This window comes from Novosphingobium sp. FG137 (assembly GCF_057809735.1).
Genome location: NZ_JBMDKN010000003.1, coordinates 382,086 through 406,243 on the forward strand (window position 1 = coordinate 382,086; position 24,158 = coordinate 406,243).

The 24,158-nt window shown below is 65.6% G+C and carries 22 protein-coding genes; 10 read left to right on the top strand and 12 right to left on the bottom strand.

The genetic code is table 11. From position 1 onward, the window contains the following. Window positions 1–4: 4 nt before the first annotated feature. Genes ACODS2_RS11340 through ACODS2_RS11355 form a run of 4 tightly spaced genes read right to left on the bottom strand, consistent with a single transcriptional unit; the run spans window position 5 to window position 4,536 of the window. Window positions 5–796 (bottom strand): hypothetical protein, encoded by a 792-nt coding sequence (locus ACODS2_RS11340; protein ID WP_488998895.1) that lies wholly within the window; start codon window positions 794–796, stop codon window positions 5–7. After that, window positions 793–1,557 carry a hypothetical protein gene (locus tag ACODS2_RS11345; protein ID WP_488998896.1) on the bottom strand — a complete coding sequence of 255 codons (765 nt, stop codon included), beginning with the start codon at window positions 1,555–1,557 and terminating at the stop codon, window positions 793–795. Before ACODS2_RS11345 ends, ACODS2_RS11340 begins: the two co-directional genes overlap by 4 nt. Next, the gene (locus tag ACODS2_RS11350; protein ID WP_298174010.1) at window positions 1,554–2,054 is read right to left on the bottom strand and encodes a phage tail protein; all 501 of its coding nucleotides are present in this window, start codon (window positions 2,052–2,054) and stop codon (window positions 1,554–1,556) included. The genes ACODS2_RS11345 and ACODS2_RS11350 overlap by 4 nt, the downstream gene beginning before the upstream one ends. 22 nt (window positions 2,055–2,076) lie before the next feature. Further along, the gene (locus tag ACODS2_RS11355; protein ID WP_488998897.1) at window positions 2,077–4,536 is read right to left on the bottom strand and encodes a phage tail sheath family protein; all 2,460 of its coding nucleotides are present in this window, start codon (window positions 4,534–4,536) and stop codon (window positions 2,077–2,079) included. 511 nt (window positions 4,537–5,047) lie between these two features. Here ACODS2_RS11355 and ACODS2_RS11360 point away from each other — a divergent pair. After that, on the top strand, window positions 5,048–6,574 hold the full coding sequence (locus ACODS2_RS11360; protein WP_488998898.1) for an acyl-CoA carboxylase subunit beta: 1,527 nt from the start codon (window positions 5,048–5,050) through the stop codon (window positions 6,572–6,574). On the opposite strand, the gene ACODS2_RS11365 is transcribed toward ACODS2_RS11360, so the two are convergent. Further along, window positions 6,571–7,443, bottom strand: a complete 873-nt coding sequence (locus ACODS2_RS11365; RefSeq protein ID WP_488998899.1) for a LysR family transcriptional regulator — start codon at window positions 7,441–7,443, stop codon at window positions 6,571–6,573. The two genes, ACODS2_RS11360 and ACODS2_RS11365, sit on opposite strands and share 4 nt — an antisense overlap. A gap of 99 nt (window positions 7,444–7,542) precedes the next feature. On the opposite strand from ACODS2_RS11365, the gene ACODS2_RS11370 reads away from it, so the two are divergent. Together ACODS2_RS11370 and ACODS2_RS11375 are read left to right on the top strand one after the other, a co-directional pair. Then, on the top strand, window positions 7,543–8,547 hold the full coding sequence (locus ACODS2_RS11370; RefSeq protein ID WP_488998900.1) for an alcohol dehydrogenase catalytic domain-containing protein: 1,005 nt from the start codon (window positions 7,543–7,545) through the stop codon (window positions 8,545–8,547). A 10-nt stretch (window positions 8,548–8,557) separates the two neighbouring features. Next, a complete protein-coding gene (locus ACODS2_RS11375; protein ID WP_488998901.1) occupies window positions 8,558–9,439 on the top strand; it encodes an oxidoreductase in 882 nt (293 codons plus the stop codon). Window positions 9,440–9,480: 41 nt separating this feature from the next. Here the strand turns inward: ACODS2_RS11375 and ACODS2_RS11380 are convergent, their stop codons facing one another. Both ACODS2_RS11380 and ACODS2_RS11385 read right to left on the bottom strand, forming a co-directional pair. Further along, complete coding sequence (locus tag ACODS2_RS11380) at window positions 9,481–9,957, bottom strand: nuclear transport factor 2 family protein (protein WP_488998902.1); 477 nt, start codon at window positions 9,955–9,957, stop codon at window positions 9,481–9,483. Between the two features lie 15 nt (window positions 9,958–9,972). Next, window positions 9,973–10,716, bottom strand: coding sequence for an SDR family NAD(P)-dependent oxidoreductase (locus tag ACODS2_RS11385; RefSeq protein WP_488998903.1), 744 nt, complete (start codon window positions 10,714–10,716; stop codon window positions 9,973–9,975). A gap of 135 nt (window positions 10,717–10,851) precedes the next feature. On the opposite strand from ACODS2_RS11385, the gene ACODS2_RS11390 reads away from it, so the two are divergent. Further along, window positions 10,852–11,190: a helix-turn-helix domain-containing protein gene (locus tag ACODS2_RS11390; protein ID WP_488998904.1), complete on the top strand. Its 339-nt coding sequence runs from the start codon at window positions 10,852–10,854 to the stop codon at window positions 11,188–11,190. Between the two features lie 21 nt (window positions 11,191–11,211). Here the strand turns inward: ACODS2_RS11390 and ACODS2_RS11395 are convergent, their stop codons facing one another. Genes ACODS2_RS11395 through ACODS2_RS11415 form a run of 5 tightly spaced genes read right to left on the bottom strand, consistent with a single transcriptional unit; the run spans window position 11,212 to window position 17,574 of the window. After that, the gene (locus tag ACODS2_RS11395; RefSeq protein WP_298174028.1) at window positions 11,212–11,862 is read right to left on the bottom strand and encodes a TetR/AcrR family transcriptional regulator; all 651 of its coding nucleotides are present in this window, start codon (window positions 11,860–11,862) and stop codon (window positions 11,212–11,214) included. Between the two features lie 8 nt (window positions 11,863–11,870). Then, entirely contained in the window at window positions 11,871–13,517 is a 1,647-nt protein-coding gene (locus tag ACODS2_RS11400; protein WP_488998905.1) for a long-chain-fatty-acid--CoA ligase, read from the bottom strand. Continuing rightward, window positions 13,514–14,542: a phosphotransferase family protein gene (locus ACODS2_RS11405; RefSeq protein ID WP_488998906.1), complete on the bottom strand. Its 1,029-nt coding sequence runs from the start codon at window positions 14,540–14,542 to the stop codon at window positions 13,514–13,516. The genes ACODS2_RS11400 and ACODS2_RS11405 overlap by 4 nt, the downstream gene beginning before the upstream one ends. Then, on the bottom strand, window positions 14,530–15,273 hold the full coding sequence (locus tag ACODS2_RS11410; protein WP_488998907.1) for an SDR family NAD(P)-dependent oxidoreductase: 744 nt from the start codon (window positions 15,271–15,273) through the stop codon (window positions 14,530–14,532). The genes ACODS2_RS11405 and ACODS2_RS11410 overlap by 13 nt, the downstream gene beginning before the upstream one ends. 18 nt (window positions 15,274–15,291) lie before the next feature. Further along, window positions 15,292–17,574 carry a TonB-dependent receptor gene (locus ACODS2_RS11415; protein ID WP_488998908.1) on the bottom strand — a complete coding sequence of 761 codons (2,283 nt, stop codon included), beginning with the start codon at window positions 17,572–17,574 and terminating at the stop codon, window positions 15,292–15,294. A 338-nt stretch (window positions 17,575–17,912) separates the two neighbouring features. Between ACODS2_RS11415 and ACODS2_RS11420 the strand changes: the two genes are divergently transcribed. The 6 genes from ACODS2_RS11420 (at window position 17,913) to ACODS2_RS11445 (ending at window position 24,157) form a co-directional block, all read left to right on the top strand. Beyond that, window positions 17,913–18,668, top strand: coding sequence for an SDR family NAD(P)-dependent oxidoreductase (locus ACODS2_RS11420; RefSeq protein WP_488998909.1), 756 nt, complete (start codon window positions 17,913–17,915; stop codon window positions 18,666–18,668). A 19-nt stretch (window positions 18,669–18,687) separates the two neighbouring features. Further along, window positions 18,688–19,992: an acyl-CoA dehydrogenase family protein gene (locus tag ACODS2_RS11425; protein WP_488998910.1), complete on the top strand. Its 1,305-nt coding sequence runs from the start codon at window positions 18,688–18,690 to the stop codon at window positions 19,990–19,992. Then, the gene (locus ACODS2_RS11430) at window positions 19,992–20,453 is read left to right on the top strand and encodes a nuclear transport factor 2 family protein (protein ID WP_488998911.1); all 462 of its coding nucleotides are present in this window, start codon (window positions 19,992–19,994) and stop codon (window positions 20,451–20,453) included. Before ACODS2_RS11425 ends, ACODS2_RS11430 begins: the two co-directional genes overlap by 1 nt. A gap of 26 nt (window positions 20,454–20,479) precedes the next feature. Next, a complete protein-coding gene (locus tag ACODS2_RS11435) occupies window positions 20,480–21,283 on the top strand; it encodes an alpha/beta fold hydrolase (RefSeq protein ID WP_488998912.1) in 804 nt (267 codons plus the stop codon). An 11-nt stretch (window positions 21,284–21,294) separates the two neighbouring features. Beyond that, a complete protein-coding gene (locus tag ACODS2_RS11440) occupies window positions 21,295–22,416 on the top strand; it encodes an NADH:flavin oxidoreductase (protein WP_488998913.1) in 1,122 nt (373 codons plus the stop codon). A 79-nt stretch (window positions 22,417–22,495) separates the two neighbouring features. Continuing rightward, the gene (locus ACODS2_RS11445) at window positions 22,496–24,157 is read left to right on the top strand and encodes a flavin-containing monooxygenase (protein WP_488998914.1); all 1,662 of its coding nucleotides are present in this window, start codon (window positions 22,496–22,498) and stop codon (window positions 24,155–24,157) included. The last annotated feature ends 1 nt before the right edge of the window (window position 24,158 follow it).

Sequence of the window (24,158 nt, forward strand, 5' to 3'; positions counted from 1 at the left end):
GCGATCAGCCTTGTCCGATCCCGAAGCGCAGGATGCCGAGGCTGTGGGCCAGATCGCTGCGCGGCGCGGCGGCCGAGGCGACGGCGACGACGCGGGCAGTGCCTGCAGTCTCGATGGGCGACGGAGCAGGCTTGCGAGCGGCTTCAGCCTTTGGTGGATGGGCTTTGGGTTCTGCCACCGCGGCAGGGCGCGCGGCGGCTGCGGAAGGGGCTCGCGGCAGAGGGGCTGCCGGAGGCTTTGGCGGAACGAGCGCGCGCACGGGCTGCTGCGGGGCAGGCGGTGCGGGCGGTGCCAATGGGGTGACGCGCATGGTCGGGGCGTTGGCAGGCGCGGATTGCTGGCTGGCCTGCGCCGGCTGCGTAGTGGGCATATCCGGGCCTGCTGTGCGCACGGGCGATCGCGTGATGCGCGGTGCGATCTGGTTGAAGAACGCATCAGCCATGGCCAGCGGATCGGGCGGGGCAACCGATTGCGCGGCGGCGGCTTGTGTTGCGGCTGGCGCATCCGGTGCCACTGCCGGGGCGCGGGGTGTGGCGCTCTCAGGCAGAAGCGAAACCGGCAGGCTTGGCCTGAGCGGCGATGCAGGCGGATCGGGCAACTGCGCCATTGGCTGGTCCACCCGGACCGATGTGCGGTGCTCAGGCGGGAAGGCGGCAGCGGCTGGCGGTCTGGCCGGGACCAGCGGCGCCTCCTCAGGCAGCCAGGCGGCGACTTGCGCAAAGGGATCGAACGGCGCTTCGCCGCCTGATCGCGGCACGGCTGCCGCGCGGCTGAGCAGGCGCTCGCGGTAGTTCATGCGCCGCCCCCCAGCCGGAGCGCAAAGGCGCGCCGCACGCCGCGCGGCAGGCCAAGGATTTCGGAAAGCCCCCAGTGGTAGCCGCTGGCAAGCTCGTGGACCTCGCCGAGAACTGCCTCGCGTTCGTCCAGCAGGCGCTGGAGGGTGAAAGTCTGGATATCGAACCGTGCCAGCGCCGGGTGGCCGCACTCGGCGCAAGGGGCCTCGAGATCCACATCGAGCAGCGGCGCCAATGCATCGAGCCGTCCGTCGAGATCGGTGAGGCCTTTGCCGTGATCGCCAAGCATGGCGGCGGCGAGCAGTGCCAGACCGGCCTGATGCCCGCCAAGCGCTGCGGCATCCTCCTCCTCCGCATCCGGCAGGTGGATGACCGCACCAGTGCTATCCTGAACCGTACGCAGGGCGATCACGGTGCCGGGCGCGCGGTTGCTTTCGATCTGTTGCTGCAGTTCGGAGAGCGTGAACGAGAGATCGTAAGGCGCTGCGCAGGCGGGGCATTCGAGCGAGGAGATGATGCGATCACCCCACAGCCCCCGGTGCAGCACCGCCAGCAGCCTGTCGCGGTCGCTGGCTGAAAGCGCGGCAACGGCACCCGGTGGATCGGCCAGCCGGGCAAGCAACCGGGCTGCCGCGCGCGTGTCGATGCCATCAAGCGAAAGCTCGTCGTGGCCGGTCGGCTCACGCAGGCGAAGAGTTTGCGATTCCGGAAAGCTGGCGCGTGGGATCACGCGCTCGGCCCAAGCGCGCGCGCCCACGGTCATGTCTCGGCAGGTTCAGCAACATCGAGATCGCGCACCCAGCCTTCGTTCTGGATGACGATGTGTTCGAACGCCACGGCATGCCCGTTGGCATCGAGCTCGGGCAGGGCCTGATACTCGGAAACCCAGCAGCGGAAGACCTTGTAGGTCTTGGCGATCACCCCCTGCTCGTTGAGCAGTTCGATGAGGATATCCTTGCGAAAGCCCTTGAGCGTCTGAACAATGCCGCCTTCGACCGTATAGACCTTGTTCGCCCAGTCCTCGAATTCGAGATCGTGGGTGACTCCGCGCTCGAGCGTGATCGGCTCGAATTTCCAGACCGAGGGCGAATGGCGCGAGGTGCTGGCATCGCCGCCTTCGCGGTGGGAGACGATCTCGGTGCTGCGCTTGAGCGCGGAGACCTTCGATACCCCCGCGACATAGCGGCCATCCCATTTCACACGGAATTTCATGTTCTTGTAGGGATCGAACCGGTGGGTATTTACGGGAAACTGGACCATTGAAAGACCCTTTCGGAAGGTGTCAGACCTGGATCTGTCCGGCCATCTGCTGCAGCGTCAGCACGACGAACTCGGCAGGCTTCAGCGGGGCGAAACCGACGACGATGTTGACGATGCCGAGGTTCCGGTCGTTCTGGGTGGTCGTGCTGGCGTCGCACTTCACGAAGTAGGCGTCCCTGGGCGACTGGCCCTGGAAGGCCCCCTGGCGGAACAGGTTGTTCATGAACGCGCCCACGTTCAGCCGGATCTGCGCCCAGAGCGATTCATCGTTGGGTTCGAACACGACCCATTTGACGCCGCGGTAGAGGCTCTCCTCGATGTAGAGCGCCAGCCGCCGGATCGGCACGTACTTGTATTCGGAGGCGAAGCCATCGTCGCCGTCCATGGTGCGGGCGCCCCAGTTGACGATGCCGTTGGGGAAAACGCGGATGGTGTTGATGCCCTTGGGGTTCATCACCCCGTTTTCGCCGTCGGTGAACCGGTACTGGACCCCGGTCACCCCGCGCAGATCGGCCTCGGTCCCGGCGGGTGCTTTCCACACCCCGCGCGCGGCATCGATCCGCGCCATCAGGCCCGCGATCGCGCCGCTTGGCCCCACGAACACGTCCTTGCCCGCCTCGGTGATCTTGAGGTTCGGGTAGAACACCGCCGCGTAGTCCTTGACGAGGCCGATGCGCAGCGTGTCGACGCCGACCGTCGGACCTGCAGCCTTTTGGGAATCGGTCCAGTCGGACGGCGGATCCATGATCAGGAACGCGCGGCGGCGCTGGCAGAAGATGCTGGCCGGCCCCCACAGGGCGCGGCTGGTTGCATCGGAATGGCCTGAATCCTTTGGCAGAACGAGCAGATTGAACAAGTCGATCTCGCGGTCGGCCGTCTGATAGGCGCGCTCGTAGTCTGCCGCGCTGGGCGGCCCGCCGTTGACCCCGGCAACGACGCCCGCCTGGAACGCGCCGCCGGCGCTGCCGAGGCTGTAATACCGGGTGTTCTGGTTGAAGCTGGCGCCGATGTCGGTCCCCGAGGTGGTTACGGCCGCCGAAAGGGTGTCGGGGCCGCTGACGGGGAGGATCGCCAGACGCGAACCCCAGACCTCTGCCGTCCAGGGGAACAAGGGATTGGCTGCTCGCATGCCCTGGATGGCGGCGGCGATGAGCCCCAGCTTCTCGCGTACGCCGTCCGAAACCGGATCGGGGGGCGCGGCCGGTTTGGCGCTGTTGCGGTCCTGGAAGAAGCGGGGATCGGCGATGGGCAAGGCCGGCGCCGCCACTGCTGTCGGCGTGGTCGCGAGCAGAGGACCGAGCGGCACGTCGACTCCGCCGATGGTGATCTTGCCTAGTGCGGTGCCGCCGGTCTGCTTGAGTTCGGCAAAGGCGATGGCGTTTGTTCCGGCAGCGTGGTTGGGCGCGAACACGATGCCGCTGGGGGCGGGCCGGCTGGCAGCCCAGCGCGATACTTCCGCGCCGCCCTGCGCGGTTCCCAGCATGAGTGCGGCGGCAATGTCGGTCGCCGGGTTCGGGCCGGGGAAGATCTTCACGTCACCATTGGCCGATGCGATGCGCAGCAGCTTGGTCGTCTGATTGTTCTCGCCGGTTTGCCCGGCAGGTCCGGTCTCCAGGGTGACCGTCACCACTGACGGGCTCACCCGCGCGTTGATGAGCGCGGCAAGCGCGGTGCGGATGTTCGTCTGGATGGTCGCGGGGTTGAGCAGCGGGGCGACGGTGAAATCGAGATCGCCGAGATCGACCAGCTGCGCCGGGCCGCCATCGACCGAAATGCGGAACTGAAAGTTGGTGCGGGATGCCGTCTTGCCGAACAGCGCGATGAGCTCGCTGCGCAGGATGGCGTTCGATGCCGCAGCGATGGGACGCCCCCCTTGCGAGAAGCCGGGGCCGCCCGGTGCAGCACTGGAATCGACCGCGGTGACGAGCTGCGATTGCTGGGTCAGGATGTCGGCTGCATAGCGCGGACTAGCCGGGTTCATGCTGAGGCCGACGTAGTATTCGCCATCGACCCTGGTATCCGCGCCGGTGCTGCTTCTGGCCCAGCGGAACACTTCCATGTTGAAGGTCGCCTCCGGATCGCCGGTGCCATAGCTGACGCCGATGCGGATATCGTTGCCCAGCGCGCCGGGGGACCGCGCGGTGATATCGAGCGACGGCAGCTTGCTTTCGGTCAGCAGCTGGACCTTGGCCGCCTTGACGGTCTTGGCGCCCATTTCGTCGGCGATGCGCGAGACGTAGCACTGGGTTCCGCCGTTCTGGAAAAACAGCCGGACGGCGCGGGCGAGATCGCCGCCAGCGTTCTGGCTGGTGAATGCACGCTCGAAATCCTCGATGCTCAGGCACTGGATCGGATCGTAGAGCGGGCCTTTCAGCGTGCGCCCGACAAAGAGGCCGATCGATGTGCCGACGCCGGTTATCGTCCTGACACCGCTGGGAATTTCCTGAACGTATACACCGGGATAGGTGAGGCTGACGGGCATGGCGCGCTTCCTTGCAAGTCCGGGCGGTGCTGACCGTTTCTGGCGCACCCGAGGGTTTTCGGCCGATGGATGATCGGTCGAAGCAAAAGGAGACAGTAAACTCCAGCAACAGGCATGTTGTCGGAGAGTAAAAAGGGCTGACTACCGGTGCTAATCCGGAAAAATAGGGGAAATCAGATAAAATTCGCCGACAAGACGCCTCGACCCCCGGAACCGTCACATACGGCGATCCCGTTGGCAAAATATGTGGCGAAACCGCTGAAAATGTGCGTTTTTTGCTTCGTTCCTCGAAGGAACGTTGTTCGACCCGTATTCGAACCGTGTCAAAATATGTGATTTTTTGCAGGAGTGTCAACTGTAGATCGTCGCGCAAAAAACACAGTCTATCCGCGAATACTATAGGTTAACTCGGAATAAACTACACATTTGTAACCTGGCGACTCGAATCGATCAGTGCCCCTTTCCCGTCGCCGCGGGACATGCCACATCGCTTGCCGGGAGAGACCAAGCGATGACCTGGCAAGCCGAAATCGATGAATTGCGCCGCCGCGAGGCCATGGCCGAGAAGATGGGCGGGGCCGAAAAGGTCGCGCGCCAGCATGGGCGGGGCAAGCTTGATGCGCGGGCGCGGATCGCAGGGCTCGTCGACGCTGGGTCCTTCCGTGAGATTGGCAAGATCGCCGGCAAGGGGCACTACAATGCTGCGGGCGACCTGACTGACCTCAGCGCTTCGAACCTGATCTTCGGCCGCGCCGACATCGAAGGCCGCCCGGTGGTCGCGTCCGCCGATGATTTCACCGTGCGCGGCGGGGCTGCAGATGCTGCCATCCATCGCAAGTTCACGCAGTGCGAAAAGATGGCCCACACCTTGGGCATCCCGATCATCCGCATGGTCGACGGAACCGGCGGCGGCGGCTCGGTGCGCACGCTGGAGGAAATCGGCGCGACATACGTGCCGGCGGTCCCCGGCTGGTCCGATGTGATCCGCAACCTCGATACCGTGCCCGTGGTTGCCCTCGCGCTCGGGCCGACAGCGGGGCTGGGCGCGGCGCGCGTGGTGGCGAGCCACTACTCGCTGATGGTGAAAGGGCTCTCGCAGCTCTTTGCAGCCGGGCCGGCGGTGGTCGAGGCGCTGGGCGAGGCGAGCGACAAGGAAAGTCTGGGCGGCAGCGCGATCCACACCCGCAACGGCGTGGTGGATGACGAAGTGGCGAGCGAAGCCGAGGCGTTCCAGCGCGCCCGCCGTTTCCTCTCCTACCTGCCCAGCCGCGTCGGCCAGCCTGCCCCGCGCACCAAGCCGCGCGACCGCGTCGATCGCCGCGAGGAGTTCCTCCTCTCCGCCGTCCCGCGTGATTCCAGGCAGGTCTATTCGATGCGCAAGGTGGCCGAAGCCGTGGCCGACAAGGGCAGCGTGTTTGAAATGGGCCGCCAGTGGGGCCGCGCCGCGATCACCGCCTTTGCCCGGTTCGACGGCTGGCCGGTGGCGCTGCTCGCCAGCGATCCTTCGTTCCTCGGCGGATCGTGGGAAGCCCGCACATCCGAGAAGGTCGAGCGCTTCGTCAAGCTGGCAGACCAGTTCCGCCTGCCGATCGTCCATCTCGTCGACAATCCCGGTTTCATGATCGGCCTGGCCGCCGAAACCAGCGGCACGATCCGCTATGGCGTGCAGGCGATGAACGCGATCTACCGCGCGACGGTCCCGCTCGCTTCGGTCATCGTGCGGCGCGCCTATGGCATCGCGGGGAGCGCGATGAGCAATGCGGACGAGTTCCAGTACCGCTTCGCCTGGCCTTCGGGCGACTGGGGCAGCTTGCCGATCGAGGGCGGGATCGAAGTGGCCTACAAGTCCGAGCTCGAACAGGCTGAGGACCCGGCCGCGCATCTCGCCGCGATCCGCGAGCGTCTGAACAGGGTGCGCTCGCCCTTCCGCACCGCCGAACGCTATGCCGTGGAGGACATCATCGATCCGCGCGACACCCGCCCGCTGCTGTGCGAATTTGCCGAATTGGCATGGGCGAGACTGGGCACTGCAAGCTAGCGGTGCGTCGCTAGACGCTCCAGCACGAGATCAAGCAGCGCGCGCAGGCGCGGCTGGCGTTTCATGTCGCGGTGATAGCCGAGCCAGGTGTCCCGCGAGGGCGGCGCGAGCCCCAGGTCTACAGCCTCGATCCCCGGTGTGGCCTGCCCGAGGGGTATGGGCAACACGGCGAGCCCCACGCCCAATGCACAGAGCTGTGCCTGCATGTCGCGGCTGTTGCTCCGCGCGGCGATCCGTGCGCCCGGCAGCGACTGCATCAACCAATCGACATCGGGCATTGCGCTGAAGGCGGTATCCATCACGACCACCGGCCAGGCCCTGCCATCGCCCGCCCCGGGTTTCGCGCCGCCGGCTTGCGTATAGACCGCATAGGGCATCGTTATCAGCCGCCGTGCGATCACCTCCGGCTCGTCGAACCCGGTGATGCGGAACACCAGATCGGCCTCGCGCCGCGCAAGGCTGTAGACCCGCGCATCGGTGAGCGTTTCGACCACGACGCCCGGATGCCGCCGGTGGAATTCCGCGAGCACGGGCGCGAGCACGATCCGCCCGAACCAGTCGGAGCAGGTCAGCCGCAACATGCCCTCCAGCCCCGCTTCGCTCCCCGCCAGTTCGCGCGCCAGCGCCTGCGCTTCGGCCTCCATCCGCTCGGCGTGGCGCAGCATGACCGCGCCGTCGTCGGTGAGGACGAAGCCATCGCTGCTGCGCTGGAACAGCGTGAGACCGATCGCTTCCTCAAGCGCGCGCAGCCGCCGCCCCATCGTGGGCTGCGATTGCCCGATCCGGCGCGCGGCGCGGCCAAGCGTACCCTCGCGCGCGATGGCGAGGAACACCGGCAGATCGCTCCATTCGAGAGGGGGTGTTGGCATCGCCTGATCCATTCAAAATTGAATGAATATCATGCATTCATTTGGATTTCAGTTCAAGTCTGAACCGGTCATCCTCGGGCCATCACGAGGAGAAAGACCATGTCCCACAATACCATGCTCGCTGCCATCGTCGAAACCGCCGATGGTCCCTTCATCATCCGCGAAATCGCCCGCCCGGTTCCGGCCAGCCGGCAAGTGCTGGTGCGCGTGCAGGCCAGCGGCACCAATCCGCTCGATGCCAAGATCCGCGCCGGGCAGGCCGCCCACGCCCGTCAGGCCTTGCCCGCCGTGCTCGGCATGGACCTTGCCGGGGTGGTCGAAAAGGTCGGCAGCGGCGTTTCGGGCTTTGCGCCCGGCGACGAAGTCTACGGCTTCACCGGCGGAGTGGCCGGGATGCAGGGCTCGCAGGCACAGTATGTCGCGGCCGATGCGCGGCTGCTGGCGCACAAGCCCGCCAATCTGACAATGCGCGAGGCGGCGGTGCTGCCGCTGGTGGTGATCACTGCCTGGGAAGGCCTGATCGACCGGGCCGGGATCCGCCCGGGGCAGACGGTGCTCGTGCTGGGCGGTGCTGGCGGGGTTGGCCATGTCGCAGTGCAGATCGCGCTGGCCCACGGCGCAAAGGTCTATGCCACTGCGTTCCGCCCTGATCATGAGTATCTGCGGGGCCTCGGCGCGGTGCCGATCGACGCGGAGCAGCCGGTCGAGGACTTTGTTGCCGAGCACACCGGCGGCGCGGGCTTCGATGTCGTCTATGATACCGGCGGCGGGGCGATGCTCGATGCCGCGTTCAAGGCGGTGCGGCGGCTGGGCCATGTGGTCAGCTGCCTCGGCTGGGGCACGCATCCGCTGGCGCCGCTTTCGTTCAAGCAGGCGACCTATTCGGGCGTCTTCACGCTCCACGCGCTGCTGGCGGATGAAGGCCGCGCCCATTTCGGCAAGATCCTGGAAGCCGCCGCTGCCCTTGCCGAAGGCGGGCAACTGCTTCCCCGGCTCGATCCGCGCAGCTTCACGCTGGCCGAAGCGGCAGCTGCCTACGACGCCGTGCTGGGGCGCAACGGCGCCGAACGCCAGCGCGGCAAGATCGCCATCTCGATTGATTGAGGAAGAGACCATGAGCACTCCAAACCCAGCCTCCCACTCTGGCCCCAACTCCGATAAAGTCTGGCTCATAACCGGCGCATCCTCTGGTTTTGGCCGGATCCTTGCCGAACTGGCGCTGGCACGCGGCGATGCCGTTGTCGCCGCCGCCCGCAATCCCGCCGCACTCGCCGACCTTGGCGAGCGCTATCCGCAGCACCTGATGCCCTTTGCACTGGATGTGACCGACCGCCATGGCCCGGCCGCTGCTGTCGCCGCCATCGGGGAGCGGTTCGGGCGGCTCGACGTGCTGGTCAACAACGCCGGTTTCGGCCTGATCGGCGCGGTTGAGGAACTGGAGCCGCACGAATATCGCCCGATGTTCGAGACCAACCTGTTCGGCCTGATCGAGACGACCCGTGCCGCGCTGCCGCTGATGCGGCGCAGTGGGGGCGGCCGGATCGTGAACCTGTCGTCGGTCGGCGGCTTCACCGGCCGGCAGGGTTTCGGCCTCTACAACGCCAGCAAGTTCGCGGTCGAAGGCCTTTCCGAAGCGCTTGCGGAGGAAGTCGCGCCGTTCGAGATCAAGGTGATCATCGTCGAGCCCGGCGCGTTCCGCACGGCGTTTCTGGGCCGCTCGATCACCGCTGGGGCGACGCGCCTCGCTGCCTATGAGCCGACCAGCGGCGCGACCCGCGATTTCAGCGCCGCCAACAACGGCGCACAGCCCGGCGATCCGGCACGCGGAATGGCGCTGCTGATGCAGGCCATTCTGGCCGAAGCACCCCCGCTGCGCCTGCCACTGGGTCGCGATGCGCTGGTGCGGATCGATCGCAAGCTGGCGATGGTTGCGGCCGATATCGCGCCTTGGCGGTCACGCTCCGAAGCCACCGCGTTTGATGGTCCGACGCTATGAGCCGGGGGCCATTTCAGCCCATGGCGAGTGATGCCGCTTGCTCAGGCGAAAGCCATGGGCAGGCGGTGCACGATCCGCATCGCGTTGATCAGCCAGCGGCCATCGCGCCGCTCGAGCCTGGGGAAGTACTGACCGGCCTCGATTGGCGTGATCGTGCCCTGCGCGCCGAACGTGCCCTGCGGCCAGCCGTCTGCGGGTTCGAGTGTTGCGGCAATGGCGAAGACCATGAACTGGGCGTCGACGATTGCGACATCGCCAGTGATCGTGATGATCGGCGCAGAAATGATGTTCTGGCTCCACTCTCCACGGCCGTGCGGCAGCATCATCTGTCCGACAGCACCATGGATCGCCCGCCTTCCTTGCAGTGTGCCGATCGGCGTCAGCTCATCGCCGGCCGCGTTGAATATCTCGATTGTGGCATCTTCAGCGAACAGATCGGCCATGGCATCTGCATCGCGGGCATCATGCGCGCGTGCGTACAGCCCGAGCACATTGCTGATAAGGGTGGTGTCGTCCATGTGCGTTGCTCCTGCCTAGATGAAGTAGCCGCCCGAAACTTCGATGCGCTGGGCGTTGACCCAGGCCATTTCCGGCCCGAGCAGCGCGGCAACCACGCCCGAAATGTCCTCCACTTCGCCGACCCGGGCAAGCGCGGTCTCGCGCTCGACCATCGTCACGAACTCGGCAGGAATGCCCCCCGCCAGCCCGGTGTGGACGGCGCCGGGCGCGACGGTGTTGACGCGGATGCCGCGCGGGCCAAACTCCTTGGCCATGTAGCGGGTGAGCGTCTCCAGCCCGCCCTTGAACGCGGCATAGGGCGCGACGCCTACGCTGGCGACGCGGGTGGTCGCGCTGCCGATGTTCACGATCGAACCTCCGTGGGCAAAGAGCGGCAGCAGCGCCTGGGTCAGGAAGAACGGACCTTTGAGGTGGACGCGGTAGAGCGCATCGAACGCCTCCTCGCTGAAGGTTTCGATCGGCTCGAATCCGCCTTCACCGGCATTGTTGACCAGCGCGCCGAGGGCACTGGCGCCCCAGCGATCGGCGAGCAGGCGGCGCACTTCATCACGAAACGCGGCGAAAGTATCGCTGCGTGCCACATCAAGATAGAGCGCGGCTGCTTCACCGCCGTCCTGTGCGATCTGCCGCACGAGGGCTTGGGCTTCGTCCTTGCCAGTGCGGTAGGTGGCGATGACGGCCATCCCTTTCGCGGCGCAGGCGCGGGCAATATCGCGGCCAATGCCGCGACTGGCGCCTGTGATGATAACGGTCTGCATGGGGATTCCTCCAGCGATTGTCTGTCGCTGGTCAGTACCCGGCCGGCCATGAACCTGTCTTTGTGCGATCCTGCTCGCGATTTGCACGATCGTGCCTCAGATCGCCGGCAAACCATCGCGCTCGTCCCCGATCCGATGCAAGCGCGCATCGGCCGCGCGATCGCATACATCTGCCGCCATTTCGCGCGGCCCATCGCGGTGGCGGAGCTGGCGGACATCGCCGCACTCAGCAAGTCCGCATTCCACCGCCAGTTCAAGGCAGCGACGGGGCTGAGTCCTGTCCAGTTCCAGAAGCGGCTGCGCCTGCTGCACGCGCGCTCGGCGCTAATCAGAGCAGGCGGCAGCGTGGCCCAGGCTGGCCACGCGGTTGGCTTTGATAGTGTCGCGCAGTTCACCCGCGACTATGCGCGGTTCTTTGGTCTCCCGCCCGCCAAGGACCGCAACCGCATCCGGCGGGCGTTGCTCGGCGCATGACTTCCAGCCGCGCCTCTTCCGTCAGCTCGTGGTTCGCCGCAGCATGCTGATCGTGTTGTCACGGTAGTGCTGCATGAGGGTGTGCAGGTTGATCGCGGAAGGATTGGCCAGCCATTGGTAGACGAGACCGAAGATGAACGCGCTGAATTCCACCGCAAAGCTTTCCGGATCGACACCGGGGCGCACTTCGCCATCGCTGATCGCCTGCGCCAGCCAGCGCGCCGTATCCTTGCGATAGGCGATGTGGTTGGCGGCAAGGCGGCGGCGGACCAGCGGGTAGCTGCTGATCGATTCAAACCACAGGATATACATCGCCTGCATCTGCTTGGTGCGGTTGAGCAGGAAGAACTCCACCGCATCGAGCGCGCCTTCGATGGCAGCAAGCCCAGTGTTTTTCCCGACGAAGCGGCGCAGCTCTGCCGCCCACTTCTCGTTGAAGTCCCGCACCAGGAAGCCGAACAGCGTTTCCTTTGAACCGAAGCGATTGCTGGCAAGACCGCGGCTGTAGCCGGCGCGTTCGCCCACTTCCTTGAGCGTGGTGTTGTGCGTGCCATGCTCGCAGATGAGGTGCATGGCCGCCTCGAACATGCGCGCGTCCGAAAGCGCGGTGCGTTCGCCCTGGGTCAGCCTCGGGCGCTCGACCGGAAGTTCGCCGGGAGGGGAGATATTCACGTTCAAACCTAGTCTCCGGAGGTGAACCCAGTTTCCACGATGACAGTCATCCCTCCGGCTTCGAACTGCTCCCTGAGTGTCTTCTTGTCGAACTTGCCGACACTGGTCCTCGGGATGAAGTCCGCATGTGCCCAATACTCGGGTATCATGAATCTGGCAAACCGCTCCCTGAGGCCGGCACGCAATGCGGCGGGGACAACTTGTGAACCGGCCTCGGCGACCACGACCGCGAGCGGGCGTTCCTCCCAGCGCGGATCGGGGATCGCGAAGACGGCGGCCTCGGCCACGCCGGGCAGCGCGGCGATCGCGGTCTCGAGATCGGCCGAGGAAATCCACTCACCGCCCGACTTGATGAGGTCCTTGGCGCGGTCCGTCACCTCGACAAAGCTGAGCGCATCGATCCGGCCGACATCGCCGGTCCTCAGCCAGCCATCGGCGGTGAGGCGGGTATCCTCCGGCGCCTCGTGCAGATAGCCGCCGGTCACCCATGGTCCGCGCAGTTGAAGGTGACCCATGGCCTTGCCGTCTTCGGGAAGCGGGCGGTCTTCGTCATCTACGATCCGCACATGCATGCCGGGGACGGGCCGCCCGGCCTTTGCACGCCATGGGGTCTCGCCCTCAGGGCCGGTTTCGCGCGGGGGGAACGAGAGGACGCACATCGGGCTCGTCTCGGTCATGCCCCAGCCTTGCACGACATCCACGCCCCATGCCGCCTTCACCCGCTCGATCAGGCTGGCCGAGACCGCCGAGCCGCCCGAGACGATGGTGCGGAACGAGGACAGGTCGAGCGGTGCTTTGGCGTGGGCCTGAAGCAGATCGTTGAGGATCGTGGGCACCGCCGCCATCAAGGTCGGGCGCTCCTGCGCGATGAGGCGGGCAAGATGCGCGCTCTGGAGGTGGGGGCCGGGCAGGATCAGGTCGCTGCCCGCAAGCCAGCCCGAATAGGGCATGCCCCAGGCATTGGCATGGAACATCGGCGGGACCATTAGGATGCGGTCGCGGTTCGAAATCGCGAAGGTATCCGCCGCCATCGAGGCAAGGCTGTGGAGCCAGACCGAGCGGTGCGAATAGGCGACGCCCTTGGGCAGGCCGGTGGTGCCCGATGTGTAGCAGATCGCCGCCGCGTCGGTCTCGACGAGCTGCGGCCATGCCCGCATCGGCGCGGCGCTGGCGATCAGGTCCTCATAGCTGTGAAGCTGGCCGGCAAATCCTTCGATGCGCTCCGGGGCGTCGCCGATGACGATGACATGGGCGAGCGCCGGGCATTCGCCGAGCACCGGCGCGACGGCATCGAGCAGCACCGCATCGACCAGCAGCGCGCGGTCTGCGGCATGGTTCATGATGTAGCGGATCTGCTCCGCTGGCAGCCGTACATTGAGCGTATGGAGCACCGCGCCCATGGCCGGGACCGCGAGATAGGCTTCAAGGTGTGCGGGCGAGTTCCAGCAATAGGTCGCGACTGGCTCTCCAGCTGGCAGACCCAGCGCCGCCAGCGCTCCGGCCAGATGGCGCGCGCGGGCGGCAGTTTCGGCAAAGCTGCGCGTCCGGGTGGCGGTGCCGTCGAAGGAAACCACGCGGCTCTGGCCGAACAGGCGCTCGCCGCGATCGAAGATCATCTGCGTTGAAAGCGGATGATCCATCATCGTTGCCTTCACCGCACTTTCCCCTGTTCGAGGATCGCTGCCGCTTCGCAAAGCAGGGCGGGCACATCGCGTTCGAGGCCGCGCGAATAGGCGGTGTCGACCTTGCCGCCCGCGTGAAGCACCCATGCCCCTTCGACGATGGCGGCAAGACGCCATGCGGCGAATACGATGTAGTAGTCGATGTGGTAGTGGTCGAAGCCCGTTACGGCGGACCAATGCTCGGCCAGTGCGCGCGCGGGGAGGGCGCCCGGCCGGTTGGTCAGGCCCTGCACGAAAGGAAAGCCGCGCTCGGCCTCAGGGTCGCGCTGCCAGAAGAACAGGCAGAGGCCGAGATCGACGAGCGGATCGCCCAAGGTCGCCATCTCCCAATCGAGGATGACGCGCAGCTCGGGCTGGTCAGGCGCGACGAGGCAGTTATCGAGGTGGTAGTCGCAATGGATCACGCTCTCCCTGCCGCTGGCGGGCTGGTTGGCGAGCAGCCATGCGCCAATCTCCTCCATCAGCGGAAGATCGCGCACGCGGTCCGCCGCGCGCACCTTGAGCCAGCGTTCGACCTGCCGCTGCACGAAGCCTTCGGGCCGCGCGAAATCGGGCGGGAGAATTGTGCGCCAATCTACCGCATGGACGCGGCCAATGCCTTCGACCACGGCGAGGCCGAGCCGGTTCACCGTCTCGTCGGTATCGGGCCAGCCGGCGGGGAGGTGCTCGGTGAGTGAGAGGCCTTCCACCCATTCGGTGACCGCGAACGGCTGGCCGATAATCGCGGGATCGCCGCACCACGCCACCGCTTTGGGCACGGGCGCAAGCCCTGCCAGCGCGGAGATGACGCGGTACTCGCGCTCGATCCCGGCAGCGGCCTTGTCCGAGATCACGTTGACCGGCGGATGGCGCAGCACGAGCCGGCCTTCGCGGCTTTCGATCAGGCGAGTGACATTGGAATTGCCGCCGGCGAGCACCGGACCAGGCGCGATATCCGTGCGTCCGGTCGCCTCTTCCAGCCATGCCTGCAGGCGCCTTTCGGCGTCTACAGGTTGCACATCAGGCCTCCGTCGGTGAACACGACGGACCCGGTCATGTAGCTCGAGCCCGCGACGGACCAGCACACGTCCGCCATTTCCTCGAGCGTGCCCATGCGCTGGAGCGGAATGCGGCTGATGATGGCCTTGCGCGCGCGTTCGGAAATGGTCGCGGTCATCTCGGTCATCACGAAGCCGGGCACGACCATGTTGACCCGGATCTGCCGCCGCGCGAGTTCCACGGCAAGCACGCGCGTAAGGCCCGTCAGGCCGGCCTTGGAAGCCCCGTAGCAGCTATCGCCCGGAAACCCCCTGAAGCCGACCACCGCGCCCACGTTCACCACCGATCCGCCTGCGGGCATCAGCCCGGCCAGCGCACGGATCATCCGCATCGGGGCGGTGAGATTGGTGGCGAGCGTCGCTTCCCAGTCCTCGTCCGCGATCCGATCGAGCCCGCCGCCGCGGTGCAGCCCGGCATTGTTGACAAGCACATCGAGCCCGCCCCACCGCGCATCGACCTCTGCGGCAATGCGCGCGACGTCATCAGCCTTGGTCACGTCTGCGGAAATGCCAAAGACGTCTCCGCCGATCGCCGCCGCGATCCCGGCAATGCCACGATCGCGGCCGACGATGCAGACCCGCTCGCCCCGGCTGGCGGCGAGCGCGGCAACTGCGTGGCCAATGCCGCGCGATGCCCCGGTCACCAGCCAGCGGCGGGCTTCTGGCCCGGTGGGGGCAGGAACCTCAACCATTTTGCCTGCTGCTCCGGATCAGAACGTCTGCGTCACGGCAACGCCCCACGAACGCGGCGGACGCGCGGCGCCGTAGCTCCAGACGCCCTGGACATCGTAGCCGATGGTCCAGCCGTTCTCGTCGATCAGGTTCTTGCCGAAGACGCTGATCATGGTCTTGTTGATCTTGTAGCTGATCGAGGCGTCGAGCATGTTCTGCCCGCCGTTGCGCAAGTTGGGGTTGTTGAGGAAGGTCAGCTCGTGCGCGCCGATATGGTGCAGTTCTGCATTCACCATCAGCGTGCCGGGGCCGACATTGTTTTCATAGGATGCGCGCAGATCCCAGGTCCACTTCGGCGCGCGGCGGATCTTGAGGAACGTCGCATCGACCGGCGTGCCGGTGCTGTAGATGTCCCCGAAGAAGTCCTTGTACTTGGCATCGAGGTACCCGAGGTTGCCGCCAATGGTGAAGTTCTGGGTGACCCGCGCGGTCAGATCCAGCTCGACGCCCTTGAGATCGGCCTTGGAGGCGTTGATCGTGCGGTTTTCGCGCCCTGTCGAGGTGCCGGGGGCCGGCACGTCGAGGTCCTGCTGCATGTCCTTGTACTTCATCATGTAGAACGCGCCGTTGAGGCGGACCCGGTCATTCAGGAACTGAGTCTTGAAGCCCAGCTCGTAGTTGTCGAGCGTCTCGGGGTTATAGGGCGTGGTGGCAGCGCCGATCGTGGCGGGGCGGCCGTTGAACCCGCCGCCGCGATAGCCGCGCGACCATAGCGCGTAAGTCATGACTTCAGGCGTGAAGTTGTAGCTGAGGCTGACCTTGGGGGTGAACTTCGACCAGCTCGCCTGGATCGGTGTCGGCATCACGATGTTGACCCCGGCCACCGGCGGGAGCGTGACGATCGGGTTCTTCTCTTCCAGCGTGCCGTAGATGAAGATCGTCTTGTCGTTCACCTGCGTGGTCTTGGTGTCATGGGTGTAGCGCCCGCCGACGGTGAGCTTGAGCTTGTCGGTAAACTTGTAGTCGCCTTCGAAGTAACCGGCCCACGACTTGGTCGTCTGCGTCACGTCCTGGGCGCTGGTGAGCAGCGGCGGGCCGGCAAAGCCAATGTAGTTCTTGAGGTTGATCGTGTACTTGGAGAACCACTGGTAACCGCCGAGCACGAAGGTGAGCGGGCCATTGCCCCCCATGATGAGGCGGGCCTCATTCGTCACCTGCCGCCAGCGGGCAGGGCGATCGGTGTGGTAAAGCGTCTGCGGGGTGGAATCGAAGTCCTGATTGATCGATTCCTTGGTCTTCAGGTACCCGAGGATATACTCGAAATCGAGGTTGCTGCCGAGCTCGTACTTCAGTTTGCCGATGGCCATGTCGAGCTGGAAGCGGGCGCTCTTGTCGACCGGGGCATTGCTGACGCTGACATAGCGGTCACCCGTGATCGGCTGATCGGGCTTGGGCGAGCAATACTTGTAGGCCGCGCAGAACAGGTCGGTCGGCTTTGCCAGCGCCGAAAGCTGCGGCGGGTCCTGCCGGGTGAGCTGGTGATCATAGCTCAGGCTGATTTCCAGCGCCGGGGTGGGGGTGAGCAGCAGCTGGCCGCCGATGGCGCGGAAATCGGACTTCTGACCGGGCTGGTTGAAGGTCTTGTTGAAGATGTAGCCGTCGGACGAGTTGTAGGCGCCGGAGACCTTGAAGGCGACATTGGGCGCAAGGCCCATGCTGACGACGCCCTGGAAGTCGAAGGTGTCGAAGCTGGAGTAGGTGCCGCGCACCTTGCCGGTCAGTTCCTGCGTCGGGCGCGAACGAGCGAGATTGATTACACCGCCGGTGGCGTTGCGGCCAAACAGCGTGCCCTGCGGTCCGCGCAGCACCTCGACGCGGTCGACGTCGATGGCTTTCAGCAGGCTGCCCGAGCTCTGGCCGAGGTAGATATCGTCGATCACCACGCCGACGGCGGGATCGACCGACTTCTCCACGTCGGCCACACCGATGCCGCGGATGTAGATGGCAGCAACGCCGCCCGGGCCCTGCTGGGTATCATCGATCAGCACGTTGGGCGCGGAGTTGGCAAAGTCGCGGACGTCGGAATCGAAGCGCTTGGCCAGATCGGTCGCGCCAAGTGCGCTGATCGAGGAGGACACGCTTTGCAGGTTTTCCGTACGCTTGCGCGCCGTCACAACGATCGCTTCAAGCCCCTCACTCGATTCGCTGGTGCTCGCGTCGCTGGCGCCCGCCTGCTGGGCGTGAACTTTGCCCGCAACCAGTCCGGCGGCTGAAATGGACGCCGCCAGAAGCGCGCGCATTGCCTTTACCGACATGCTCATCCCGTCTCTCCCTCTCATGCCCCGCTCTTCCGGCGTGGCCCCATTATCCTCGGCGGCTTCGTCCATTTTGCCTGCGCTTGCGGGCGGGGCACTCCCCGTCCTGTCGCGCAGCGGACCTCACTGCCTGCGCGGGGTCTATCAAACTTGCTATACCCAAACAAGTTATATTGCGGAGAGTGTACCCGTTTGAATCCGCGGCGCTTTGACATTGACTAGCATTTTTGGGGAATATGCGCGGATTGTGCCGGTCTGCGCGCGTTCGGACGTCTCAAATTTTGCTTGTCTGAAACTAGTAAGTGTGGTCCACAAGGCGCCATAACGAACAAGGGAGAGGTCCGATGAGCGGCAGGCTCGAGGGCAAGGTGGCGCTCATTTCCGGCGGAGCGAGCGGACTCGGCGAGGCCCAGGCCATGCTCTATGCCCGCGAAGGCGCGCGCGTGCTGATCGGCGACCTTCAGGAAGATCTGGGCGCGGGCGTTGTCGCCAAGATCAAGGATGCGGGCGGCGAGGCTGCTTTCACCCGGCTCGACGTGACCGACCTTGCCAGCTGGCAAGCAGCCGTGGCGCTGACAGTCGCAACCTTCGGCAAGCTGACGACGCTGGTGAACAATGCCGGCATCTTCCACCCAGGCGGAATTGTGGACGAAACGCCCGAAGGCTGGGCGAAGATGGTCGCGGTCAACCAGACCGGCGTGTTCTACGGCATGAAGGCAGGCGCGCCCGAACTGGTGAAAGCTGGCTCCGGCTCTGCCATCGTCAACATTTCCTCGCTCTACGGCCTCATCGGCAGCCCCGGCGCGATCAGCTACCACGCCTCCAAGGCCGCCGTGCGCGTGATGGGTAAGGGCGCTGCGCTTGAGTTCGTGAAGCAGGGCGTGCGCGTGAACACGATCTTTCCCGGCCAGATCCGCACGCCGATCCTGGGCGATATCACGCCTGAGCAGGACGCGGCGATCAAGGCTTCGATCCCCATGGGCGTGGTCGGCGAACCGATGGACATCGCCCACGCCTCGCTGTTCCTCGCCTCTGACGAGGCGCGCTACGTCACGGGTGCGGAACTGTGGGTCGATGGGGGCTGGTATGCAGGTTGCTGAGAAGGTGAGCATTTAAGCGATGGCGTGGGATTTTTCGACCGAACCCGAGTTTGCCGAGAAGCTCGACTGGATGCGCGATTTCGTGAAGCGCGAGATCGAGCCGATGGACCTTGTGTTCCGCGGTCCCGGCGATCCTTTCGACCCGCGTTCGAAGGCGCGCCGGATCATGAAGCCGCTGCAGCAGGTGGTGAAGGACAAGGGCCTGTGGGCGTGTCACCTCGGCCCCGAGCTTGGCGGACAGGGCTATGGCCAGCTGCACCTCGGCCTGATGAACGAGATTCTCGGGCGCAGCCGCTTTGCGCCGACCGTGTTCGGCACGCAGGCGCCTGATACCGGCAATGCCGAAATCCTCGCGCGCTTCGGCACCGAGGACCAGAAGGCGCGCTATCTCCAGCCGCTGCTCGATGGCGATATCGTCTCGTGCTTTTCGATGACCGAGCCGCAGGCGGGCGCCGATCCCGGCGAGTTCCTCTGCCGCGCGCGCGCCGATGGCGATGACTGGGTGATCGAGGGCGAGAAGTGGTTCGCCAGCCACGCCGACATGTCGGAATTCCTCATCGTGATGTGCATCACCGATCCCGATGTGGCGGTGCATGCGGGTTCCTCCACGATCATCGTTCCGCGCGATGCGCCGGGGCTGGAGATCGTGCGCAACACGGCTGTCGGACCCAAGGACGAGATTGGCAGCGGGGTGCACGGCTACTTGCGCTTCAACCAGTGCCGCGTGCCCCTGGCCAACACGCTTGGCACGGTTGGCGGCGGCTTCAACGTAGCGCAGTCGCGCCTTGGCGGCGGGCGCATCCACCATGCGATGCGCACGGTCGGCATGCTCAACAAGGCGCTCGACATGATGTGCGAGCGCGCCGTCAGCCGCGTGACCAAGGGCGAGCGGCTGGCCGACAAGCAGATGGTGCAGGAGCGGATCGCCGACAGCTACACCCAGATCACCCAGTTCCGCCTGCATGTGCTCTATGCCGCGTGGCTGCTGGATCAGGACAAGGGCTATACCCACCGCGTCCGGCGCGAGATTTCGGCGATCAAGGCGGCAATGCCCGGCGTGCTGCGCGATGTGGTCTACCGCGCGCTGCACCTCCACGGCTCGCTCGGCATGTCGAATGAAACGCCGCTGATGGACATGTGGCAGTACGTGCCGGAAATGGGGATCGTCGATGGACCGACCGAAGTTCACAAGGTCTCGGTCGCCAAGGACATCCTGCGCCGCGTCGATCCGGCGCCCGGCCAGTGGCCGACCTACTTCGTTCCCCACACGCGCGAGGCTGCTCTGGCGAAGTTTGCGCCCTATCTTGAAGAGGATGCCGAGTGATGGCGACAACGCTCGAACAGCGCCTTGATATGCTGGAATCCCGGCTCGCGCTGCAAGACCTGACCTCCGACTATTGCCTCGGTTTCGACAAGCGCGACATGGGGTGCTTTCTCGCAATCTGGTGGCCTGACGCGGTGTGGGAAATTGGCCCACCGTTCGGCGATTTCGTGGGCCATGAAGGCGTAGTCCATGCGGTGGAGGACATTCTCTGGCCGGCGTGGAAGGATTCGACCCACTACACCACCAACTTGCGGGTGACGCCGGAGAGCGCTGACGTGATGACGGGCATCTGCGACGTCTATTGCATCGGCAACAGCATCGACGGCCAGGCGCAGAGCGTGGCGGCGACCTATCGTGACCGCTTCGAGCGGCGCGATGGCGTGTGGAAGATCGCGCGCCGCAAGGTGACCATGCAGCATTTCAGCCCGCTGACGGGCATAACGCTTTCCGCACCGCAATAGCGGGCGGCGAATCTGGGAGAGAAACGATGGCGCGGTTCGATTGCGGCGAAGGCCGTTCGGTCTACTATGAACACCATCGCGGTGCGGGCGTGCCGGTTGTCCTCATTCACGGCTGGGCGATGTCCGGCCGGATCTGGGCAGGCACGGTCGAGACGCTCAAGGCAGCAGGCCATGCGGTGATCGTGGTCGATCACCGGGGCTGCGGCCAGTCCGACCGCGTTTTCGATGATGTTTCGATTGCGGCCATCGCGGCCGATGTCGCCGGCATCGTGCGCCACTGCACGGAGAAGCCGGTCGTGCTCAACGGCTGGTCTTTGGGCGGAGCGGTTGCGGTAGAAGCGGCTGGCCAGCTCGGCGCGGGATGCGCGGGCGTGGTGCTGACCTGCGGCGCGGCGCCCCGGTTCATCAAATCGGACGATTTCCCTTATGGCGGTGAGCCGGGCTCGCTCGAAGCGACGAAGGAAGCGCTCGGCGGCGACCGCGCGGCCTTCTTCCGCGGCCTTGCCGGCGGCGTCTGCGCAAAGCCGGTGAGCGAAGCCATGGTCGACTGGATGTGGGCCGCTTTCATCGACAGCGGGCCGGGCGTGATCGAATCTCTGATGGATCTGGGCCGCGTGGACCAGCGCGCGGCGCTGAAGGCGCTGGCGGTGCCGTTGCTGTCCATCGTCGGCGGCGCGGATGCAATCCTCGATCCGGGCGTGGGCAAGGCGGCGGCGGAGATGGCGCCCCACGGTACGCTCGCGCTGATCGAGGGCTGCGGTCATGCGCCCTTCATCGAGGATGCCGAGGCGTACAACAGCGCGCTCCGCGATTTTCTGGCCAAGCTCTGACCCGAGGCGAGATGACCAAAATGACGTCACTTGATCCGTTTTTCACGCCGTTTGACTGCAAGTCGCTCCACCTTGCCAATCGCTTCCTGATGGCGCCGATGTCGCGCTATTTCGCGCCGGGCGGCATCCTTACGCAGGAATCGGCAGACTACTACCGCCGCCGCATCGAAGGCGGCGTCGCTGCCGTGATCACCGAGGGTGTGGCCGTCGACCGGCCCGGCGCTGTCGCAGCTGATACGGTGCCGGCCTTCCACGGCGAGGAAGGCCTTGCGGCCTGGGCGCGCGCCACCGCCGGTGTCCACCGCGCGGGCGGGGCGATGATCCCGCAGCTCTGGCACGTTGGCGGGTGCGAGGACTTCAACTGGCCGGATTCGCCCCATCCGCCGCTCGAAAGCCCCTCGGGCCTTGTCGGTCCCGACATTCCGGGCGGACGCGTGATGACGTCCAGCGATATCGACGAAGTGATCGCCTCCTTCGCGCGCGGCGCTCTCGAAGCGCAGCGGATCGGCTGCGATGCGGTCGAGCTGCACGGCGCACATGGCTACCTCTTCGACCAGTTCTTCTGGACGGCGACCAACAAGCGTGATGACCGCTACGGCGGCGATGACATTGCCCAGCGCGGGCGGTTTGCCGCCGATTGCGTGGCGGCAGTGCGCGCGGCGGTCGGGCCGGACTTCACGATCATCTTCCGCATCTCGCAATGGAAGACCTACCAGTACGACGCCAAGATCGCGCGGGATCCGGGCGAGCTGGAGCGCTGGGTCGCGCCGCTCTCGGACGCCGGGGTGGATATCTTCCACTGCTCCGAACGGCGCTTCTGGGAAGCTGCCTTCCCCGAAGAGGATGATCGCAACCTTGCCGGGTGGACCAAGCACATCACCGCCAAGCCGACGATCACCGTGGGTTCGGTGGGGCTCGACCGCGATCTGATGGAGGATTTTGTTGCGGGCGAATCCGTGCCGACGCTCAAGTCCATGGATGAACTGGTGCGGCGCTTCGAGCGCGGGGACTTCGATCTCGTCGCCGTGGGCCGCGCGCTGCTGGCCGATCCGAACTGGCTGCAGAAGGTGCGCGCCGGGGCGGTGGACCAGCTGAAGCCTTATTCGAAGGCCTGCATGGAAACACTCTACTGAACACGCAGGATTGCCCTGCAACACACTGATTTTGAACCTATCGCGGCTGCATGCGATGGCCGCAAGGAGAGGATGACCGATGACCACCACCACCATTGCCCCAGAGGCTGGGGCGGCTTCCGCAACCACCGGCGCCGACCGGCCGGACTTCGATGCCATCGCGATCGGTGCAGGCTTTGCCGGCATCGCGCTCATTCACTACCTGCGCGAGGCAGGGCTTTCGATCCGCGTGTTCGATCGCGCCTCGGACGTGGGCGGGACCTGGGCGTGGAACCGCTATCCGGGCGCTGCGACCGACAGCGAAAGCTATTACTACTGCCTGACCTTCTCGAAGGAGATCCTGCAGGAGTGGAAGTGGACCCAGCGCTATCCGGGCCGCGCCGAGACGCAGGCCTACATGCGCTACGTCGTCGACAAGTGCGACATGATGCCGCACATCAAGCTGAACACCGAGATCACCGAGGCGCGCTATCTGGCGGACAAGGGCTGGTGGCAGGTCACGACCGGGACCGGGGAATCGTTTACCTGCAAATACTTCATCAGCGGAATGGGCATGATTTCTCAGCCCGAGATTCCCGCGCTCAAGGGCCTCGACAGTTTCAAGGGGCCGATCTTCCACTCCTCGCGCTGGCCAGAAGGGCTGGACTATGCCGGCAAGCGCGTTGGCGTCATCGGCGCAGGCGCGACGTCGGTGCAGATGGTGCCCGAACTCGCCAAGACAGCCGCCGACGTGACGGTGTTCCAGCGCACGCCCAACTACATCCTCCCCGCCATGCAGCGCCCGATGACGCCGGAGTGGGAGAAGGAGATCAAGGACAACTACGACGCGATCATCGCCAAGTGCCGCAACCACGTGTTCGGCATGGCTTTCGACAGCCCGGTGGGGCGCAACGTGCTCGATGCGACACCCGAGGAGCGCCAGCGCATCTTCGAGGAGAACTGGAACGGCAGCTTCCGCTGGGTGTTCGAGACCTTCGACGATCTCCTCGCCAGCCCCGAGGCCAACAAGCTTGCCGGTGATTTCATCACGAGCAAGATGAAGGCGCGGGTCAACGATCCCGAACTCGCCGAGCTGCTCTGCCCGACCTATGACGACTACCCGCTCTTCGCCAAGCGGCCGCCGCTCGATCACGGCTATCTGGAAGCGTTCAACCGCGACAACGTGCACCTCGTCGATATCAAGAAGCGCGAGCCGCTGGTTGAAGTGACCGAAACCGGGGTGCGCACGACGGCGAAGGACTACGAGTTCGACATCATCGTGCTGGCGACAGGCTTCAAGGCCTATACCGGCGCGCTCGAAGCGTTCCCGATCATCGGCGCCAGCGGCGAGACGCTGAACGAGAAGTGGGGAACGGTTTCGGGCAGCATCATGGGCGTTTGCGTAGCGGACTTCCCCAACATGTTCATGGTCACCGGTCCGCAGGCGCCCTTTGCCAACCTCCCGACCTCGATCGAGCAGAACGTGATCTGGATCACCGCCTGCATCCGCAAGATGGAGCATGAAGGCCATGCCACGTTCTGGCCCAAGGCCGAGGCCGAGGCTGCCTGGACCAAGCAGACCGCCGACATCCACGCACAGACGCTGATGGCGCAGGGCGACAAGGTCAATTCGTGGATGATGGGCGCCAACCGTGCCGACAAGGGTGCGCGCGTGCTGATCTACTTCGGCGGTGCGAACTTCTACTACGACGCGATGGACCAGTCGGCAGCGGCAGGCTTTCCGGAGCTCGAGTTCCGCTGAC

Excerpts from the sequence above, each read along its gene's own strand:
- ACODS2_RS11340 (WP_488998895.1), bottom strand. The coding sequence starts at position 796 with ATGAACTACCGCGAGCGCCTGCTCAGCCGCGCGGCAGCCGTGCCGCGA.
- ACODS2_RS11345 (WP_488998896.1), bottom strand. The coding sequence starts at position 1,557 with ATGACCGTGGGCGCGCGCGCTTGGGCCGAGCGCGTGATCCCACGCGCC.
- ACODS2_RS11350 (WP_298174010.1), bottom strand. The coding sequence starts at position 2,054 with ATGGTCCAGTTTCCCGTAAATACCCACCGGTTCGATCCCTACAAGAAC.
- ACODS2_RS11355 (WP_488998897.1), bottom strand. The coding sequence starts at position 4,536 with ATGCCCGTCAGCCTCACCTATCCCGGTGTATACGTTCAGGAAATTCCC.
- ACODS2_RS11360 (WP_488998898.1), top strand. The coding sequence starts at position 5,048 with ATGACCTGGCAAGCCGAAATCGATGAATTGCGCCGCCGCGAGGCCATG.
- ACODS2_RS11365 (WP_488998899.1), bottom strand. The coding sequence starts at position 7,443 with ATGCCAACACCCCCTCTCGAATGGAGCGATCTGCCGGTGTTCCTCGCC.
- ACODS2_RS11370 (WP_488998900.1), top strand. The coding sequence starts at position 7,543 with ATGTCCCACAATACCATGCTCGCTGCCATCGTCGAAACCGCCGATGGT.
- ACODS2_RS11375 (WP_488998901.1), top strand. The coding sequence starts at position 8,558 with ATGAGCACTCCAAACCCAGCCTCCCACTCTGGCCCCAACTCCGATAAA.
- ACODS2_RS11380 (WP_488998902.1), bottom strand. The coding sequence starts at position 9,957 with ATGGACGACACCACCCTTATCAGCAATGTGCTCGGGCTGTACGCACGC.
- ACODS2_RS11385 (WP_488998903.1), bottom strand. The coding sequence starts at position 10,716 with ATGCAGACCGTTATCATCACAGGCGCCAGTCGCGGCATTGGCCGCGAT.
- ACODS2_RS11390 (WP_488998904.1), top strand. The coding sequence starts at position 10,852 with ATGCAAGCGCGCATCGGCCGCGCGATCGCATACATCTGCCGCCATTTC.
- ACODS2_RS11410 (WP_488998907.1), bottom strand. The coding sequence starts at position 15,273 with ATGGTTGAGGTTCCTGCCCCCACCGGGCCAGAAGCCCGCCGCTGGCTG.
- ACODS2_RS11415 (WP_488998908.1), bottom strand. The coding sequence starts at position 17,574 with ATGAGCATGTCGGTAAAGGCAATGCGCGCGCTTCTGGCGGCGTCCATT.
- ACODS2_RS11420 (WP_488998909.1), top strand. The coding sequence starts at position 17,913 with ATGAGCGGCAGGCTCGAGGGCAAGGTGGCGCTCATTTCCGGCGGAGCG.
- ACODS2_RS11425 (WP_488998910.1), top strand. The coding sequence starts at position 18,688 with ATGGCGTGGGATTTTTCGACCGAACCCGAGTTTGCCGAGAAGCTCGAC.
- ACODS2_RS11430 (WP_488998911.1), top strand. The coding sequence starts at position 19,992 with ATGGCGACAACGCTCGAACAGCGCCTTGATATGCTGGAATCCCGGCTC.
- ACODS2_RS11435 (WP_488998912.1), top strand. The coding sequence starts at position 20,480 with ATGGCGCGGTTCGATTGCGGCGAAGGCCGTTCGGTCTACTATGAACAC.
- ACODS2_RS11440 (WP_488998913.1), top strand. The coding sequence starts at position 21,295 with ATGACCAAAATGACGTCACTTGATCCGTTTTTCACGCCGTTTGACTGC.
- ACODS2_RS11445 (WP_488998914.1), top strand. The coding sequence starts at position 22,496 with ATGACCACCACCACCATTGCCCCAGAGGCTGGGGCGGCTTCCGCAACC.